The sequence below is a fragment of the Sphingopyxis jiangsuensis genome (assembly GCF_016734905.1).
Classification (GTDB): Bacteria; Pseudomonadota; Alphaproteobacteria; order Sphingomonadales; family Sphingomonadaceae; genus Sphingopyxis; species Sphingopyxis jiangsuensis.
Window position 1 is genome coordinate 536,213 of the sequence record NZ_JAERPO010000002.1, and the last position, 16,280, is coordinate 552,492.

At 64.4% G+C, this 16,280-nt stretch carries 14 protein-coding genes; 6 read left to right on the forward strand and 8 right to left on the reverse strand.

Annotation, left to right across the window (positions count from 1 at the left end; all coding sequences use genetic code 11):
* Nucleotides 1–92: 92 nt before the first annotated feature.
* Nucleotides 93–1,262 (forward strand): cell wall hydrolase, encoded by a 1,170-nt coding sequence (locus JI743_RS09315; protein WP_236659844.1) that lies wholly within the window; start codon nucleotides 93–95, stop codon nucleotides 1,260–1,262.
* A gap of 44 nt (nucleotides 1,263–1,306) precedes the next feature.
* Complete coding sequence (locus JI743_RS09320; RefSeq protein WP_201928041.1) at nucleotides 1,307–1,693, forward strand: VOC family protein; 387 nt, start codon at nucleotides 1,307–1,309, stop codon at nucleotides 1,691–1,693.
* A 52-nt stretch (nucleotides 1,694–1,745) separates the two neighbouring features.
* On the opposite strand, the gene JI743_RS09325 is transcribed toward JI743_RS09320, so the two are convergent.
* From JI743_RS09325 to JI743_RS09345, 5 genes are all read right to left on the reverse strand, one after another.
* Nucleotides 1,746–3,458, reverse strand: coding sequence for an ATP-binding protein (locus tag JI743_RS09325; RefSeq protein WP_201928042.1), 1,713 nt, complete (start codon nucleotides 3,456–3,458; stop codon nucleotides 1,746–1,748).
* Between the two features lie 71 nt (nucleotides 3,459–3,529).
* Nucleotides 3,530–4,300 carry a TIGR02186 family protein gene (locus JI743_RS09330; protein WP_201928043.1) on the reverse strand — a complete coding sequence of 257 codons (771 nt, stop codon included), beginning with the start codon at nucleotides 4,298–4,300 and terminating at the stop codon, nucleotides 3,530–3,532.
* The gene (locus JI743_RS09335) at nucleotides 4,297–5,205 is read right to left on the reverse strand and encodes a sulfite exporter TauE/SafE family protein (protein WP_201928044.1); all 909 of its coding nucleotides are present in this window, start codon (nucleotides 5,203–5,205) and stop codon (nucleotides 4,297–4,299) included. Before JI743_RS09335 ends, JI743_RS09330 begins: the two co-directional genes overlap by 4 nt.
* 107 nt (nucleotides 5,206–5,312) lie before the next feature.
* The gene (locus JI743_RS09340; RefSeq protein WP_201928045.1) at nucleotides 5,313–6,059 is read right to left on the reverse strand and encodes a hypothetical protein; all 747 of its coding nucleotides are present in this window, start codon (nucleotides 6,057–6,059) and stop codon (nucleotides 5,313–5,315) included.
* A gap of 335 nt (nucleotides 6,060–6,394) precedes the next feature.
* Nucleotides 6,395–7,816, reverse strand: coding sequence for a glycosyl transferase family protein (locus JI743_RS09345; protein ID WP_330902412.1), 1,422 nt, complete (start codon nucleotides 7,814–7,816; stop codon nucleotides 6,395–6,397).
* 147 nt (nucleotides 7,817–7,963) lie between these two features.
* Here JI743_RS09345 and nhaA point away from each other — a divergent pair, with 147 nt between their 5' ends.
* From nhaA to JI743_RS15165, 3 genes are all read left to right on the forward strand, one after another.
* Nucleotides 7,964–9,265 carry a Na+/H+ antiporter NhaA gene (gene nhaA / locus JI743_RS09350; RefSeq protein ID WP_201928047.1) on the forward strand — a complete coding sequence of 434 codons (1,302 nt, stop codon included), beginning with the start codon at nucleotides 7,964–7,966 and terminating at the stop codon, nucleotides 9,263–9,265.
* Between the two features lie 166 nt (nucleotides 9,266–9,431).
* Nucleotides 9,432–10,196, forward strand: coding sequence for a tryptophan 2,3-dioxygenase family protein (locus tag JI743_RS09355; protein ID WP_201928048.1), 765 nt, complete (start codon nucleotides 9,432–9,434; stop codon nucleotides 10,194–10,196).
* Nucleotides 10,193–11,326 carry an aminotransferase class V-fold PLP-dependent enzyme gene (locus tag JI743_RS15165; protein WP_201928049.1) on the forward strand — a complete coding sequence of 378 codons (1,134 nt, stop codon included), beginning with the start codon at nucleotides 10,193–10,195 and terminating at the stop codon, nucleotides 11,324–11,326. The genes JI743_RS09355 and JI743_RS15165 overlap by 4 nt, the downstream gene beginning before the upstream one ends.
* A gap of 105 nt (nucleotides 11,327–11,431) precedes the next feature.
* On the opposite strand, the gene JI743_RS09365 is transcribed toward JI743_RS15165, so the two are convergent.
* Nucleotides 11,432–13,171: an N-acyl-D-amino-acid deacylase family protein gene (locus JI743_RS09365; RefSeq protein WP_201928050.1), complete on the reverse strand. Its 1,740-nt coding sequence runs from the start codon at nucleotides 13,169–13,171 to the stop codon at nucleotides 11,432–11,434.
* Between the two features lie 190 nt (nucleotides 13,172–13,361).
* Here JI743_RS09365 and JI743_RS09370 point away from each other — a divergent pair, with 190 nt between their 5' ends.
* Complete coding sequence (locus JI743_RS09370; protein ID WP_236659846.1) at nucleotides 13,362–14,237, forward strand: class I SAM-dependent methyltransferase; 876 nt, start codon at nucleotides 13,362–13,364, stop codon at nucleotides 14,235–14,237.
* A 25-nt stretch (nucleotides 14,238–14,262) separates the two neighbouring features.
* Here JI743_RS09370 and JI743_RS09375 read toward each other — a convergent pair whose 3' ends face one another.
* Both JI743_RS09375 and JI743_RS09380 read right to left on the reverse strand, forming a co-directional pair.
* On the reverse strand, nucleotides 14,263–15,186 hold the full coding sequence (locus tag JI743_RS09375) for an energy transducer TonB (RefSeq protein WP_201928051.1): 924 nt from the start codon (nucleotides 15,184–15,186) through the stop codon (nucleotides 14,263–14,265).
* Nucleotides 15,187–15,242: 56 nt separating this feature from the next.
* Nucleotides 15,243–16,238, reverse strand: coding sequence for a cupin-like domain-containing protein (locus tag JI743_RS09380; RefSeq protein WP_201928052.1), 996 nt, complete (start codon nucleotides 16,236–16,238; stop codon nucleotides 15,243–15,245).
* Between the last annotated feature and the right edge of the window lie 42 nt (nucleotides 16,239–16,280).

Here is a 16,280-nt window from a genome sequence, read left to right on the forward strand (position 1 = left end):
CGGCAAGCGGGAATCGGCGGCACATCTGCGATGCGCGCAATCGGGACGTCGCAACGCTTTGTTCGCGACTCATCGGCTAGGCTGTTGCGGCAATGGCTGCGCGAATCGCTCGCGGCGGCCCGAACTGGATATTCGACGCACGCATGAAGCCCGAACTCGCCCTTTCCGCTCCCTCGGCGTGGCTCGACCCCGCGGCGGCGCCCGCAACGCCGGGGCGGAGCTTTTGGGCTGCGTTCGCTGCGGTCGTAACAGTCGCGAGCCTCGTGCTCGTGCTTTCGACCGGGCAGTTCCGGCCGCGCGGCCTTGGCCCCTACAGCGTTTCCGTACCGGTCGATTTCGCGCCCTATGACCCGGCGCGCTGGGCGATCATGAATGCGGGAGACTATGAAGCGGCGCTCAAAATCGACCCGACATTGCCCGACCCGCGCAGCATCGACTGGAGCGACGCCGCCCCTGAACCACCTGCCGACCCGCTGCTCCTCCGCGACGAGGCGCTCGCCGGCCCCCCGGCGAAAAGCTATGCGTTCCGTGGCGTTACTGCGCTCGACCGCGAACGCGCGCATTATTGCCTGACTGCCGCCATCTATTACGAAGCCGCGTCGGAAAGCGACGACGGGATGCGCGGCGTCGCGCAAACGGTGCTCAATCGCGTGCGTCATCCGAGCTTTCCTTCGACCGTGTGCGGCGTCGTGTTCCAGGGGTCGCAGCGCGCGGGCGTGTGCCAGTTCACATTCAGCTGCGACGGCGCGATGGCGCGGACGCCCGAGCGCCGCAACTGGCTGCGCGCGAGCCGCGTCGCCTCGGCGGCGCTCGGCGGCACCGTGTTTCCGAAAGTGGGGCTCGCGACGCACTATCATACCACCGCAATCTGGCCGCGTTGGGGCAAGAGCCTCGTCATGACCAATATCGTCGGCGCCCATATCTTTCACCGCTGGCGCGGCCGTTGGGGGATGCCCGATGCGTTCCGCGTACCCTATTCGGGGCGCGAGCCGGTGCCCGGACCCTATCTGCCGGTCGCGCAGCAGGTCGCGATCCTGAAGGGTCAGGGACTTGCTCCCGGCGCGGGACCGGTTGCCGCCGCGACCGCGGCCCCGCTTCCCGACACGGCAGCCGCGCCTTTGCCGGGCGCCATGTCGCCGCCCGCTTCGGTTGCATCGCCGCAGCCCGCCGTGGCCCCACCGCCAACCTATACCGACGCACGGCTCAATCAGTCGGGCGACGTGCGCGAGGAATATCGCAAGAGCGGAGAGTGGATTCGCTGAACCTTCGCGCCTAGTCTCCCTCTTCGCGGTAGCAGGAGACTGGCATGGGACATGTTAAAGGCATAGGCGGGCTGTTCTTTCGGGCGCAGGACCCCGACGCGCTCAACCGCTGGTATCGCGAGCGGCTGGGGGTCGGGGCGGGTTGCAGCGCAGAGGCCGACGGCCCGGTCGACGAATGGAGCTGGAGCGTCGCTGCCGGCCCGCTCGTCTTCGCGCCGTTCAAGGCCGACACCGACTATTTCGCGCCCGACCGGCAATATATGATCAATTTGCGGGTCGACGATCTCGATGCCGTGCTCGCGCCATTTCGGGCAGCGGGCGAGGAAATCATCACCAAGGACGAATGGAACGACCCCGCCATCGGGCGCTTCGCACGCGTCCACGACCCCGAGGGCAATCCGATCGAGCTTTGGGAGCCGCCGAAAGGGTAGCCCATCGTCATTGCTTCGCTGCGCTCGCAATGACGGGAATTGACGCGGGGCTTTACCGCCCCTGGCTGCGCCAGCGTTTGACGACGCGCTCGAGGATTTCCGCCTCGCCGCCCGTTTCGCGCCACAGTTTCGAGAAGAGCGGGTCGCTCGATGCCGGGCGTTTGTCCTCTTCGAGCGTGTCGAGATAGACGCGGATCGGGATCGCGACACCTTCGCCGCAGACGATGCACTCGCGGTTGCGCAGCGCCGGGATCGAGTCGATGAAGCCGCGCGCGCCTTCGGGCATCGCCGCCTTCACATATTGCTGGTCGCGATCATTGTTGAGGCGCATGGAAATGATCGTGCCGCACTGCGACAGCACGCCTTCGGCAAGGTCCGACGGACGCTGGGTGATGAGGCCCAGCGACACGCCATACTTACGGCCTTCCTTGGCAATCCGCTCGAGGATCTTGCGAACCGACTGACCCTGGCCGATGTCCTTTGAGGGGATGTAACGGTGCGCCTCTTCGCAAACGAGCAGGATCGGGCGTTGCGGCTCGCCGCGCGACCAGATCGCATAGTCGAAGGTCAGGCGTGACAGGACGGCGACCACCACCGACGTGATGTCGGAGGGGACGCCCGACACGTCGATGATCGAGATCGGCCGGCCGTCCGAAGGCAGGCGGAAAATCTTGCCGATGAAATTGGCCATCGTGTCGGCGACGAGCATGCCGGAGAACATGAAATTATAGCGCGGGTCGGCACGCATTTCCTCGATCTTGCCCTTGATGCGCATGAAGGGGGCCGAGGAGGTCGCCTTGTCGAGCTTGCCCATTTCGTTCTGAAGAATATTGAGCAGGTCGGAGAGCAGATAGGGGATCGGCGAGTCGACCGTGATCTTCGTCATCCCTTCGGCGAGCCGGTTCTTTTGCCGCGCCTGCAGCAGGCAGCGCGCAAGCACGTCGCAGTCGGTCTGGCGATCGCGTCCCTGCGCGGTGACGAACACCTCGCAATGTTCTTCGAAATTCATCAGCCAATAGGGCATGGCAAGGTTGTCGACGTCGAACAGCGCGCCGGTCCCCTTGAACGCCGCCGAATATTCGCCGTGCGGGTCGATCATGACAATATGGCCCTGCGGGGCGAGTTCGCAGATCTTGTGCAGGATCAATGCGGCGCTGGTCGATTTGCCGGTGCCGGTCGAACCAAGGAGAGCGAAATGCTTGCCGAGCATGGCGTCGACATAGAGCGATCCGCGAATATCCTTGGTCGGATACACCGTCCCGATTTCGACGTGCGCGCGTTCGTCCGCGGCGTAGATTTGTTTGAGGTCGTGGCTGGTCGCGGCATAGACTTGGCTGCCGGGGATCGGATAGCGCGTCACACCGCGGCGGAAGTTGTGGATGCGGCCGGTGATCTTTTCTTCTTCGCCTTCACCGAGGAAATCGATGGTCGCGACGATCAGGCCTTCGCCCTGCTGATGCAATTGCTGATCGCGGATGCTGGCGATAAGCCAGATGTTGCCAACACGGATCTTGACCTGCGCGCCGACCTGACCGGCCATTGCGACGGCGGGGTCGGTCGAACTGGTCAATTGGCCGATGGTCTTTGAATCGAGCAGGATTCGCGAATCCGACCCTGAAATATCAATGACTTCGCCGATAAGCAGCTCGTCGCGGTGATGATTGGCGATTGGCGCAACGGGCGTTACCGTGCCGCCGCCGGCGAGCCGCACATGCTGCGCCGCCGTTGAATCCCCCGCCGCGAAACCGCTGCCATGCATATCCATATCGTGCCCCGCCTGAATTTGATCCCGAGGCAGGTATCGCAGACGAGGGTAAATAGGCCGTGAACTTTGGCTCAACGCCGCCGGAAAATGGCCGAGGCAACATAGCCGAGCAACAGCGACAGCGTCACCGCCGCCAAGCCATAGAGAAAGCCGTGATGCTCGGCCGCCAAGGCGACGAAGCGTTCGAACCCCGCCTTGCGGATCTGGACATCGCGCGCTGCAACCGCGAGCACGCGGCCGCGACTGATCAGATAGGTCTCGGCGCGATAGGTGCCGACTGGAACGCGCGCCGGCACGGGGATGCGAGCGCGATAAAGCACGCCCTCGGTAATCTCGACCGCTCCGGGGTTTTGGACGAACAGTCCCTGGCGCTGATACAGGTCGATCAGCCCTGCCTCGAACCGCTCCAGCTTTTGCGCCTCCGAAAAGCCGGTGGGCGACATCGACAGATTGTCGAGTCCGAGTTCGAATATCGCCGCAGTCCGCTCATCGACCAGCTTGTCGATCGGGCGCGACGACCCAATGGCATAAAAGCCGGGCGTCGTGCGCAGCCGGATACTGCTCGCGTTGACCCAGATGCCGGCAACGCGACGTTTCTCGCGGAGGATGATCGGACGCACCGGCCCTTTCAGGACGACGACGATATCGGCCCGGTCGTCGGGAAGCCTTTGCCCCGGATAGAGAATGGCGCCGAACAGCAGCAATTCCTCGCCCGTGAAGCTGTACTGGATGTCGATCGCACGGCTCGACACATCGGGGACGAGCCGCGGGTCGGCGGCGCGCGAAGTTCCTGTCGCCAAAAGCAGCGCCAATCCCACGATCAGGGCGCGCAGGACGGTCATTGGACCGTGTAGATTTCGTCGGGACGGATGAACAGGTCGACCGCCATCCGAAGTGCCACGACGAGCACGATCGCCGCGAGCGCCATGCGGAGATATTCGGGCTTGAGCCGCTGCGCGAAGCGCGCGCCGACCTGCGCGCCGATGACGCTGCCGATAAGCAACAGGCCGGCGAGCACGATGTCGACCGCGCCGGTCGTCATCGCATGGACCATCGTCGTCGCAATCGTCACGAACAAGATCTGGAACAGCGAAGTGCCGACGACGACCTGCGTCCCCATGCCGAGCAGATAAAGCATCGCCGGGACCATGATGAAGCCGCCGCCGACGCCGAGCAGCATCGTCAATATGCCGACCAATATCCCGAGCAGCAACGGCGCGAGCGGCGAAATATAGAGGCCCGATCGATAGAAGCGCCAGCGCATCGGCAGGTTGGCCACCATCGGGTGATGCCGCCGTTTGCGCGCCGGTGCGGGCAGTCCCGCGCGCATTTGTTGCAGCGCCCCCCACGCCTCACGCGCCATCATCGAACCGACCGATCCGAGCAAGGCGACATAGAGGATGTTGATTGCGGTATCGATCTGGCCCCACGCGGTGAGCAGTTCGAACAGCACCGCGCCGACGAGCGATCCGATCAAACCGCCGGCCACGAGCACCGTGCCCATCCGCAGGTCGACCCCGTCGCGCTCGAGATGCGCGAGAGCGCCCGACACGCTGGCGCCGGTCACCTGCGTTGCCGCCGACGCCGCCGCGACGGTCGGCGGGATGCCGTAAAAGATCAGCAAGGGGGTGGTCAGAAATCCTCCGCCGACGCCGAACATCCCCGACAGAAACCCGACCCCGCCGCCGAGAAGGACGATGACAAGCGCATTGACCGAGAGATTGGCGACAGGAAGGTAGAGATCCATGGGCCCCGAACATCATTCCACGGCGTCGCTGCGTCGCCGATTCCTGAAACCCTAGAGCATTTTCCCGCACCGTGGAATCGGCTGATACGTCAATTTTTCCGGCAGCATCAAAAGTGCGACGCGATCGTCAACGCGGCGCCGCTGCCTGGCCGCGCATCGCCCGCGACGCGAAAGCGCCAATCGAGCGCGACGCGGCTGCCGCGGCCGACCGTCGGCAGGTCGATCGTCAAGCGGGGCCCCACATCGAAGCGGCTCACCCCCGGCTGGACGGCACCGGCAACGATCGCTCCGGCGCGGACGCTCGATTTGCGGACCGACGCGACCGGGCGATCGACAACAACGGCACCGTCGGCGAAACCGTCGCGCCGCCGCGCGCCGACAATGCCGCCTTGTCCATAACTCTCCAGCCGAAGGCGCGCCGGAAGCCGCATGTCGTTCACGCCGCCCGCCACCACGACCGCAAAAGCATCGCGCCCTTCGCTCGCTAACGCGATCCGGCGCTCGACTGCCACCGCGACCGGGATGCCGGCGACGGGCGCGTGCGAAACGCCGACCGCCAGTTCGCGCTGCCGCGGCCGCGCGACTGCGATCGTTGCGCGCGTGTAGGCGCGCAAGCGTCCTTCCTTTTCCAAGGCATAGCTCGCCCGGACACCCACCTGACTGCCCCCCAGTTGGCCGCCCGCTACCAGATTATCGCTCGCGTTGACCGAATCGGGCCGCAGGAACGCCCATCCGTCGACCGCCCACCGCCTGCGCCGTTCTTCGGCCACCGGCGGCGCCAGGCCGCCACCGCCGCGATCGAGTTCGGTCAGGGGCGGCAGCTGTTGGGCGGGAGCGATGACAGGGGTGCTCACGTCGGACGCTGATGGCGGGTACGAACCCGGATCAGCACGGGAGAAATTCGGCCGCGTTTGAATGCGATCGCGACGCACCCTCCCTTCAGGCGGAAGTGCGATTTTCGCGCCATCGCTGAGGTGCTCGGGCACGATCGGTCGGGGCGCGACCGGCACCGCACCCGCAAACAGCCCCGATTGGTTCGTCGATGATTCCGCAACGGCAGGGGGAGGAACCGGCATCCCCGCGATCAGGAGCCGCAGCAATATCCAGCCGCCGATGAAGATGAAAAGGAAACGCATCGCTCCAGCCTCGCGGCGTCGCGGCGAAATCGGAATATGTCGCACCGCGCCGCTCATCCCGGCCGGCGTCGCTGCACATACATTGCTTCGACCATCGACTCCGTCTCGCGATGGTCGGTTTTGTCCCAAACGACGCGCCCCGAGCGCAGCATGTGCCAGTAGATGACGAGCGCCCGACGCGCCGCGAGGATCGCGACCACATTCGACACGAAGGCGCGCGGCACGGCCAGCACACCTTGCCGCCAGCCATACCAGCGCGCCGAAAAATGGATGCGCATGCCGAGGCGCCATAACAACAGGATAGCTCCCATGAAGACGAGGAGACGCAGCGATTCTCCGATGGCAGGCGCGCGCCAACCAAAAATTGCCTGTCCCGCCAGTCCAGCGAGCGTAACGACCGACCCCAGATAGGCAGCGAGCAGGACCAGCGCGGCAAGCGGTGGCCGGCGATCGCGCCAAAGCATCCACCTTGCAATCCACCCGCCCCCGCGGGAGCCATTCGGAATCCGGGACCCCGGCCACCCGATATGGTCCCAGCCGTCGAATGCGATTCCGGCAATCCAGCGCGCTTTCTGACGCACTGCCGAATCGATACGTCCCGGAAAACTGCCGCGTGACGCAATCAGGCTTCCGTCGCTTCCAACGCTGTCGACGAACGCGGTCGGCAAACCATAAGCGCCGAAGATCATGCCAAGTTCGTAATCCTCGGTCAGGCTGTCGGTCCGAAAAGGCTCGCCGCCCCGGTCGATCGCCACCAGTGACAGCGCCCGTCGCGTCATCGCGCATCCCACCCCGGCCGATGGTATCGGCACGCCGAGGCGCGTGCGTACCGTCAGTTCTTTTGCATGAGCCTCGGCAAATTCGTCGGCATAATGGCCGCCAACCCATTGCGCCCCTGCCGAAACGAACGGCACGACCGGGATCTGTACCATGGAGCAGCGCGAAAGATGTGCACGGTAAAGGCTAAGTTCCTCAGGATGCACATGATCTTCGGCGTCGTGAAGAACGATTGCGGAAAAGCGCATACCTTCGGCGCGCTCATCCTCTCCGAGCGCATTCCACAGATGATTGAGATTGGCTCCCTTGGTCGTCGGTCCATCGTCGGAGCCGATTACGAGCCGCAATCGCCGATCGCGCGCCACGAGGTCCGATATCGCCAGGATGGTCGAAGGATCGTTCGGATAGCAGCCGACATAGATTCGGAAGTCCTCGCCATCCCATGCCGCGAGGGTTCTCCGCAACATTGCGGGCAAAGCACATGCCTCGTCCCACGCCGGCACGAAAACGGCGATTACTCCCGGCAATACCCCGGCCAAAGCATCGGCTGCCTTCCGCTTCGAAGGCGACATCAGCCAGATCAGATCGAAGAGCAAATCGTCGAGGCCGAACAGCAGGATTCCGACCGACGCAAAGAACATCAGTTCGGCGCCGGCGATCCCAACCCAAAGTTCCAACCCCGAGGTCGACAGGTCCACCTTGCGCCCCGCCCTTTTTCTTGATGGCATGTAACATCGACCAAGCCTGCGTAATCAGGACTTAATTTTTGTAAAGGGTGACGAATCCGGGAGCAGCGGCTAGGAGATTTTTCTCCCTATCGTCAAAAATCAGGTTATCGGCCCTTTATGACCAGCATTTCTGCGCCTCGTTCGGCTCTCCGCGACTTTCTCGAAAGCGAAAGCGCCGGTGGCATGCTGCTGATTTTCGCAGCCATTTTGGCGATGATCGTCGCCAATTCGGCATTGGGCGAGACATATGAGCATGCCATCCATGCCGTGACCGGGCCGGTGCTGACCGACAAGCTCGGTCCGATGACCGTCCATCTGTGGATCAACGACGGCCTGATGGCGATTTTCTTCCTGCTCGTCGGTCTCGAAATCAAGCGCGAGTTCGTCGATGGGCGGCTCGCGAGTTGGGACCGTCGACGCCTGCCGATGATTGCAGCCGCCGCGGGGATGGCTGTACCTGCGGCGCTCTATATGCTCTTCGCCGGCGGCACTCCGGGCCTCGCGCAAGGCTGGGCGATCCCGGCAGCGACCGACATCGCCTTTGCGATGGGGGTACTGGCGTTGCTCGGCAAACGGGCGCCGACCTCGCTCAAACTGTTTCTCGTCACCGTCGCAATCGTCGACGACATGGGCGCGGTCGCGATCATCGCGCTTTTTTACACCGCCGAGATCAATCTGGCCGCGCTCGGCGCCGCGGCTGCGATCCTTGCGGTGATGTTCGTGCTGAACCGGCGCGGGGTCAAAAGCCTGATCGTCTATATGCTGATGTTCGCGCTCCTCTGGTATGCGACGCTGCTGTCGGGCGTCCACGCGACGATCGCGGGCGTGCTCGCCGCCATGACGATTCCGTTCGAGCGGACGCCCGGCGCCCCGGACAGCGAGACATCGCCGCTGCACCGGCTCGAACACGCGCTGCATCCGTGGGTCGCCTTTGCGATCGTCCCGCTGTTCGGCTTTGCCAACGCCGGGGTCGATCTTGGCGGACTGACCACCGAACAGATTTTTGCACCGCTGCCGCTCGGCATCGCGGCAGGGCTGTTCTTCGGCAAACAGATCGGTATCTTCGGAAGCGTGTGGCTCAGCGTCAAACTCGGCATCGCGGGCAAGCTGCGCGGCGCGACCTGGTTGCAGATCTATGGCGTCGCGACGCTCTGCGGCATCGGCTTTACGATGAGCCTGTTCATCGGCGGCCTCGCCTTCCCCGGCAATGCGCTGCTGATCGAAGAAGCAAAGATCGGCATTTTGATGGGATCGCTCATCGCGGCGCTCGCGGGCTTTGCAGTGCTGCGCCTTGCCCCGCCGCATCCGCAATATGCGGCGGTCGAAGCCGAAGCCGACGCAGAGATATCGGCCGACGGTGACGTCCTTACGAACACCGAGGCGCGCGCATCCGGCGAAGAGGGCAAAGAGACCGCCTGATGATCGGCCGCGGCTCCCCCGACCGGCGCGACATGACGCCGTGGCGCGGCCAGGCGGGCTCGCCGCGGCGCCCGCCGGCCGGTGTGGCACCGCGCGGATAGACGAACCGGTGCGCCCCGGCGCGCCCTTTCGCCTGTTTGCGCCACACCAGCAAGGGACGTTGCCCATGCTTCAGAAATCCGACCTCCACCGCCGCATCGAGACGCCCGACATGAAGGATTATGGCGTCTATCTGGCGGTCGACCGCCTGCTCGACTGTCAGAAACCGCTCGCCGAACTTTGCACCCCCGACGAGCTCCAGTTCCAGATCGTCCACCAGGTCGAAGAGCTGTGGATGAAGCTCATCGCCTTCACCCTCGGCGAGATCGACGGTCATATGGAAACGCGCGAGACAATGCGCGTCCTCACCCTGTTCGACCGCGTCCACCGCCTCATGCGGCTGATGACCGACCAGCTTTCGCTGCTGGAGACGATGAGCCCGTTCGATTATCAGTCGATCCGGCTCCAGCTCGGCAACGGATCGGGACAAGAGAGCCCCGGTTTCCAGCTGCTGCTCACACTGCCGCAGCCGCTGTGGGCGCGTTACAAGGCCGTCTATCTGGAAGCCGAAGGGCGCAGCGTCGCCGATGTCTATGACACGGGCTACAAGCATGACGAGGCCTATATGGTCGCCGAGGCGCTGATCGAGTTCGACGAGCTGTTCCAGATTTTCCGCGCGCTCCACATCTACCTGATCCACCGGTCGATCGGCATGGGGTCGAAGTCGCTCAAAGGTCGCCCGGTCGAACTGCTCAATGCGGGGGCGCGGCATCGCTTCTTTCCCGAGCTGTGGGACATTCGCGCCGACATGACCGACCGCTGGGGCGCCGAATATGGCGTGAAGCGCGACAGCATCAGCGGCGGCGCGCCGGGCCACGGCAGCGGGCTGTGACCACGGCGCTGCTCCCTGAAAGCGTCGCGGAGCGCTTTCACCTGCCGGACGGCGTCACCTATCTTAAAAGTCACAGCGTCGGCTGCCAGCCGCGCCGGGCGGAGGCGCTGCTGCGCGAGCGCTATCTGGCGCCCTGGGCCGTGACGGGCGAAGCCTGGCCGCACTGGCTGGATGCTGTCGATGCGTGGCGGGCGGCGCTGGGAGCGTTGGTTGGCGTCGAGCCGCGCGACCTCTGCCCTGCGACCAATGTCAGCGCCGGGCTGTCGCGCTATCTGTCGGCGCTAGGGCAAGCAACGACGCGGCGGACGATCCTGTTCGCGCCGGGCGCCTTTCCGACGATCGGCTATGTCGCGGGCGGGCTCGCCGCCGAAGGCTGGCAGACACGCATGCTGCCCGCCGGTGCCGATGTGCGGGATCCCGCCAGCTGGACTGCGGCAATGGACGCGGATGTCGCGCTCGCGATCCCGATGCACGTCAGCTCGAACAGCAGCGCGCGCGCCGATATTGCCGGTATCGCCGCGGCGGTGCGCGCGGCGGGCGGGCGCTGCATCGCCGATTGCGCGCAGTCGGTCGGGGTCGCGCCCGTCACCCCCGCTGCGTGGGGCGTCGATGCGGCGCTCGGGACGAGCGTCAAATGGCTGTGCGGCGGTCCGGGCGCAGCGTGGCTGTGGGTCGCACCGCAAGACCGCACGGCGCTCGATCCGACCGAGCGCGGCTGGTGGAGCCACGCCGACCCGTTCGAGATGGACATCACCGATTTCCGCTATGCCCCCGACGCACGGCGCTGGTGGGGCGGAACGCCCGACGTTGCGCCGTTCATATTGTCGACGGCGGGCATCGCCGAGATTGCGGCGATCGGGGTCGATGCGATCCGCGGCCATAATCTGGCCTTGCAGGCGATGGTCCGCGACGCGGTGGAGCCGAAAACGCCGCAGTGGCGCTGGCCGACGGGCGACATCGGCGGGACGCTGTGCATCGACACCGGCGCCGACCAGCCGCGCGTCGCTGCGGCGCTTGATGGACACAGCATCCGGGCCGACTTTCGCGGAACCGTCGTGCGGTTGTCCTTCCATGCCTATAACGGTTTGCGGGATGTGGAACGGTTGGTCGAAGCGCTGCGCCAGGCTTGACCGTCATCCCGGCGCAGGCCGGGATCTCGCCGCTCGAATGGCAACAACCGGTGAGACCCCGGCCTTCGCCGGGGTGACGATGGAAAAATCACGAAGCGGCGGCGATCACTCCGCCGCCATCGCCAGTTCGACGCGCTGCGGGCCGCGGATGACACCGCCGGGGGTCGGGCCCTGCATTTCGCCGTCGCGGAAGGTGACCTGCCCCGACTTGACTGTCGCGACATAGCCGTCGGCCTTTTGGAGGAGGCGCTTGCCGCCCGCGGGAAGGTCGAAGGCGAGCCACGGCTTGCCGAGCTTCAGCGCTCCCAAATCGATGACGTTAAGGTCGGCGAGATAGCCCGGCGCGATCAGCCCGCGGTCGTCGAGGCCATAGAGCAATGCGGTGTCGCGGCACTGGCGCTTCACCGCATGTTCGAGCGCGATACGCCCGCGCGCACGGTCGCGCACCCAGTGCTGGAGCATGAAGGTCGGCGACGCCGCGTCGCAGATCGTGCCGCAATGCGCGCCGCCGTCGGACAGGCTGTTCACCGTATCGTCCGCCGCCTGCAGCTCCTCGAGAAAATCGAGATTGCCGTCGCGATAGTTGAGGATCGGGAAATAGATGAAACCGCGTCCTTCGTCTTTCATCAGCAGGTCATAGGCATATTCGGACGGGCCGACCCCGGCGGCGGCGGCGCGCGCCATGATGCTCTCGTCCATCTTGGGCTCATAGTTGAAATCGGGATCCATCTCGAACTGCAGCGGCCAGCCGAGCGCGACCATCTTCAGAAAGTCGATGATGTCGCTCTCGGGCCAGACATTTTCTTCGGCGATCATCCGCGCCTTGAACGCCGGGTCCTTGAGCTTGGCGAGCTGCTCGGCCCACGGCAGGTCGGTGATCTCGTTCCACGCGGGCTTGAAGCGGAACGGGTGTACCGTCCCCTGCCACGCCATGATGACCCCATTGCCGCGCAGCGCGATCTGCGCGACGATGTTCGCGCCGGCGGCATTTTGGCGCCGCATTTCGTCGATCTGTTCCTCGAGCGGCAATTCCTTGGCGATAGATTGCAACGCGGCGAAGGTCACCGGCAGCCCGGTTTCGCGGCTCAAATCGCCCATCCACTGAAACTCGTTCCACTCGCGCTTCAGGTCGCTCGCCATTTCGAACACGCCATAGCCGACGCGGCCCATTGCGCGGCCGATCGCGATCAGCTCTTCGGCGGTCGCGGTGGTGCCGGGCACCAGTTCGCCGTCGACCGATTTGTGCAGCACGGTGCGGCTCGTCGAAAAGCCGAGCGCGCCCGCACGCACGCCTTCCTCGACGATGCGCGACATTTCGGCGACGTCCTCGTCGGTTGGAATCGCGCCGGGCTTTTCGCGGTCGCCGAGCACATAGGCGCGCACCGCGCCGTGCGGGACATGGCAGGCGACGTCGACGGTGCGCGGCAGTTTTTCGAGCGCGTCCATATACTCGGGGAAGGTTTCCCAATCCCAGCTCATCCCTTCGGCGAGCGCGGTGCCGGGAATATCCTCGACCCCCTCCATCAGCGAGATCAGCCAGTCGTGGCGGTCGGGTTTGGCGGGAGCGAAGCCGACGCCGCAATTGCCCATGATGACGGTGGTGACGCCGTGCCAGCTCGACGGCGCCATTTCGGCGTCCCACGTCGCCTGCCCGTCATAATGGGTGTGGACGTCGACAAAACCGGGGGTGACGATCTTGCCCGCTGCGTCGATTTCCTCGCGTGCGGGGCCGAGGTTGTCGCCCACCGCGACGATCCGGTCGCCGTCGATCGCGACATCGCCTGTAAAGGGCGCGCTGCCCGTCCCGTCGACGATGGTTCCGCCGCGTATGACCAGATCGTGCATCTTCGCTCTCCCGATTATCTTCGCCCGATTATCTTCGCGCAATTTTTCGTTTCACGACGAAACCTATCATGGATTCGCGATATGCCAAGGCCCTTGGCGGCGCCCTAAAGCGACAAGGGATACGGGCAGGGCAATCGAAACTGTCTCCCTGTCGCTTTGAACCCGGCCTATCCGTCGACGGGCAGCCGTCATGGCACCAGGCAATTTTGCAGGAAAGGGTGGGGCCGTGCGATGCTATGACGGCACCGGGATAGAGGGAGTCGAAACGATGATCCGTCCGATACTTGCTGCCGCGAGCGCGCTGTCGCTGCTCACCGCCTGCACCGCAACCGCCCCCGCCGATGGCGCAGCCAGCGCCGCATCCGCCATGCCGCCGCCGATGGCGATCAACTATGCGGCGATCCTGGCCGATCCCACGCGCCCCGACGCGGACCGCGAGCGCGACGCGGCGCGGATGCCCGCGCGGCTGATGGATTTTGCCCGGATCGCGCGTGGCGAGCGCGTCGGCGATTATGTGATGGGGGGCGGCTATCTGACGCGCATCCTGTCGGGCGTCGTCGGAGCCGAGGGCCGCGTCTATGCCTTTCAGCCGCAGGAATTCATCGCATTCCGCGCGCAATATGGCGAGGACCAGAAAAGGGTCGTCGATGCTTATGCCAATGTCGACGCCGTAAACGGCGCTTTCGCGGCGCCGCCCTTTCCCGAACCGCTCGACACGATCATTACCGTGCAGAATTTCCATGACCTGTATCTGAAGCCTTTCCCGGCAGGGACAGGCGACAGAGCGAGTGCGGCGCTGTTCGCGGCGCTGAAACCCGGCGGGACGCTGGTGGTCGTCGATCACAGCGCCGCCGACGGCAGCGGTACGACGCTGACGGATAGCCTGCACCGTATCGACAAGGCAGCGGTGATCGCGGCGCTCTCGCAGGCGGGTTTTGTCTTCGAGGCCGAAAGCGACCTCTACGCCCGCCCCGAAGACCCGCGCACCGCCAATGTCTTTGACGGGGAAATTCGCGGCAAGACCAACCAGTTCGCGCTGCGGTTCAGGAAGCCCGGGCAGGCGTGACTTTGCGGGTTGGGAATGAGCCGCATCAATGCGTGTGAAAGCGCACCTTGTTCAGATAATAGGACCGCATCGGATTACCGCTCGCATCGACGGCAGCATCAAAGCGCGCGCGCCGCATCAAGGCATTGCAGACGGCTTTGTCAAAGCCTTCGGGATTGGTCGATTGCTGAACATGGCAGGATGCAGGCACGCCCTTTTCATCGACGATCAATCGGAAATTGACGATGCCGGGCATACCTTGGCTGAGCATCGCTGACGGATAATCACTGTGCGTAAGCCACTTCCCGGGATTGCCGATCGGTGACACGCCCTTGCTTTGATTTTTCAACCGATCGGGATCAAGGCCCCAGTGGGTGATGAGGTTGTCGAGACAAGAGCGCAAAGCATCAAATGGCGCCTTGAGCGATCCGGTCATCAGTCGGACAGGACGACGCAATGGTCTCCCGAATTCGACGTAGGTCGTCGCGGCCTCATCCTCTGCGGTAATCGGAGAAACCTCCACATGCGCGGCGCCAAGACCGGCTTTGAAAGCCGCATAGGTACGCTTCTGCTCTTTGAGCGATAGCGGGCGGATGCGATTGTCCGCGATGAAAATCCACGCGGGAATTTTCTCATCAATCCAGCCGGAGAAAAAGACCAATCGATGCTCAGCAAAGGGGGGGCCGAAACGAACGGCCGCTTCCCCACCATTTTTTTTCGCTTTGGTGATTTCACCAGCCAGCGTCATCCGAAAATAATCGCCTGGGCCGAAACGGTCCATGAACAATATCAACGCATCGTCGCCGGTGCCGAATGTCCGCGCGAGGCGGCAATAATCGTCGGCATAGTGGACATTCCACGATGACGAAGGTTCCAGCTCCAGAGGTGCCTCATTTGCCGCCGCTTGCGGCGCCAGCAATATCAACGATAGCGACAGAAGGGTCGCTTTATCCCCCATCTTCATGACCATGAGAGCTATCGCTCCCCATGCGAATTGGCAAGCGGCCAAGATACCGAAATGGCAGCTTATCCGATATCCCCATAGGACGCATAATCCTCGACATGCGCGTTGGGGCGGCGGAAGCTCGTGAAACTCATGCTTGCCGACAGGTCGAGCGCCTCGACCTGATGCCACCAGCCAACCGGGAGGAATACTGCCTCGCCGGGGCCGATCACCGTTTCGATCACCGGCGGCGTTTCGGCGTCGCCCTGCCCCGCTGGCAGGGGCGTATTGTTCCAGTCCGAAAAACAGTGGACGCGGTTCTTCATCCGATCCGCCGCCCAGGGCGGCGCCATGCGAACACGCTTGCGCCCGACAATCTGGACCAGAAGATTATTGGTGAGATCATGATGCCAGGGCGTCAGCGTCCCCTTCGGCCCCAGCCAGAAGAAACCATCGCGTTCGGAGCGCTGATCGAGAATGGTGATGGGTTTCATGTCATCCCAAAGCGGTGCGAGCGCGGCGGCATTGGTACCGCTGTTATAGGCGGTCAGATAGACGTCGTTGCTCGGCGTATCGGCGCGCAGCCATTCGATGAGTTCGGCAAAGCGGACCGGGCGGCGGTGGTCGTCCTTGGCGATCTCGTAATCGGGACTGCGCTCGCGCCCGACCTGCGCCTCGACGACCGCGTCGCCTGCGACCGCCGCGAAATGATCGAGCGACCAGTTCGAAAGTGCGGGCCAATGATCGACCAACCCGAGCAATTTCGCAGGACGGTTGGCGTCATAATAGTGATGATAGAAATGGTCGGGGTCGGCGTTGCCGAGCGTATCGAGCGCGAAGCCGCCCTCAGCCTCGAACGCGAGGCGTTGCTGGTTGGCGAACAGCCAGCGCTGCTTCGCCATGCGCGCGGCCTGACGGCGGAGCGCCGCGGCAAGCGGGTCCTTTGCCAGCCGGTCGATTTCATAGCGCGCCGACGCGGCCGAAATCCCAGCCGCGACGAGCCGCCGGTGCAATGCATCGTCGTCCTCGCCGACGGTCAGCCCTTCGGCGATCAGCGCGCGCTTGTCAGCCTGGGGCATGCGGAGTCCTCGTCGGCGCCCGAATGCGGGCAGGTACAAGGC

Excerpts from the sequence above, each read along its gene's own strand:
- JI743_RS09315 (WP_236659844.1), top strand. The coding sequence starts at position 93 with ATGGCTGCGCGAATCGCTCGCGGCGGCCCGAACTGGATATTCGACGCA.
- JI743_RS09320 (WP_201928041.1), top strand. The coding sequence starts at position 1,307 with ATGGGACATGTTAAAGGCATAGGCGGGCTGTTCTTTCGGGCGCAGGAC.
- JI743_RS09325 (WP_201928042.1), bottom strand. The coding sequence starts at position 3,458 with ATGGATATGCATGGCAGCGGTTTCGCGGCGGGGGATTCAACGGCGGCG.
- JI743_RS09330 (WP_201928043.1), bottom strand. The coding sequence starts at position 4,300 with ATGACCGTCCTGCGCGCCCTGATCGTGGGATTGGCGCTGCTTTTGGCG.
- JI743_RS09335 (WP_201928044.1), bottom strand. The coding sequence starts at position 5,205 with ATGGATCTCTACCTTCCTGTCGCCAATCTCTCGGTCAATGCGCTTGTC.
- nhaA (WP_201928047.1), top strand. The coding sequence starts at position 7,964 with ATGACCAGCATTTCTGCGCCTCGTTCGGCTCTCCGCGACTTTCTCGAA.
- JI743_RS09355 (WP_201928048.1), top strand. The coding sequence starts at position 9,432 with ATGCTTCAGAAATCCGACCTCCACCGCCGCATCGAGACGCCCGACATG.
- JI743_RS09365 (WP_201928050.1), bottom strand. The coding sequence starts at position 13,171 with ATGCACGATCTGGTCATACGCGGCGGAACCATCGTCGACGGGACGGGC.
- JI743_RS09370 (WP_236659846.1), top strand. The coding sequence starts at position 13,362 with ATGGCACCAGGCAATTTTGCAGGAAAGGGTGGGGCCGTGCGATGCTAT.
- JI743_RS09375 (WP_201928051.1), bottom strand. The coding sequence starts at position 15,186 with ATGGTCATGAAGATGGGGGATAAAGCGACCCTTCTGTCGCTATCGTTG.
- JI743_RS09380 (WP_201928052.1), bottom strand. The coding sequence starts at position 16,238 with ATGCCCCAGGCTGACAAGCGCGCGCTGATCGCCGAAGGGCTGACCGTC.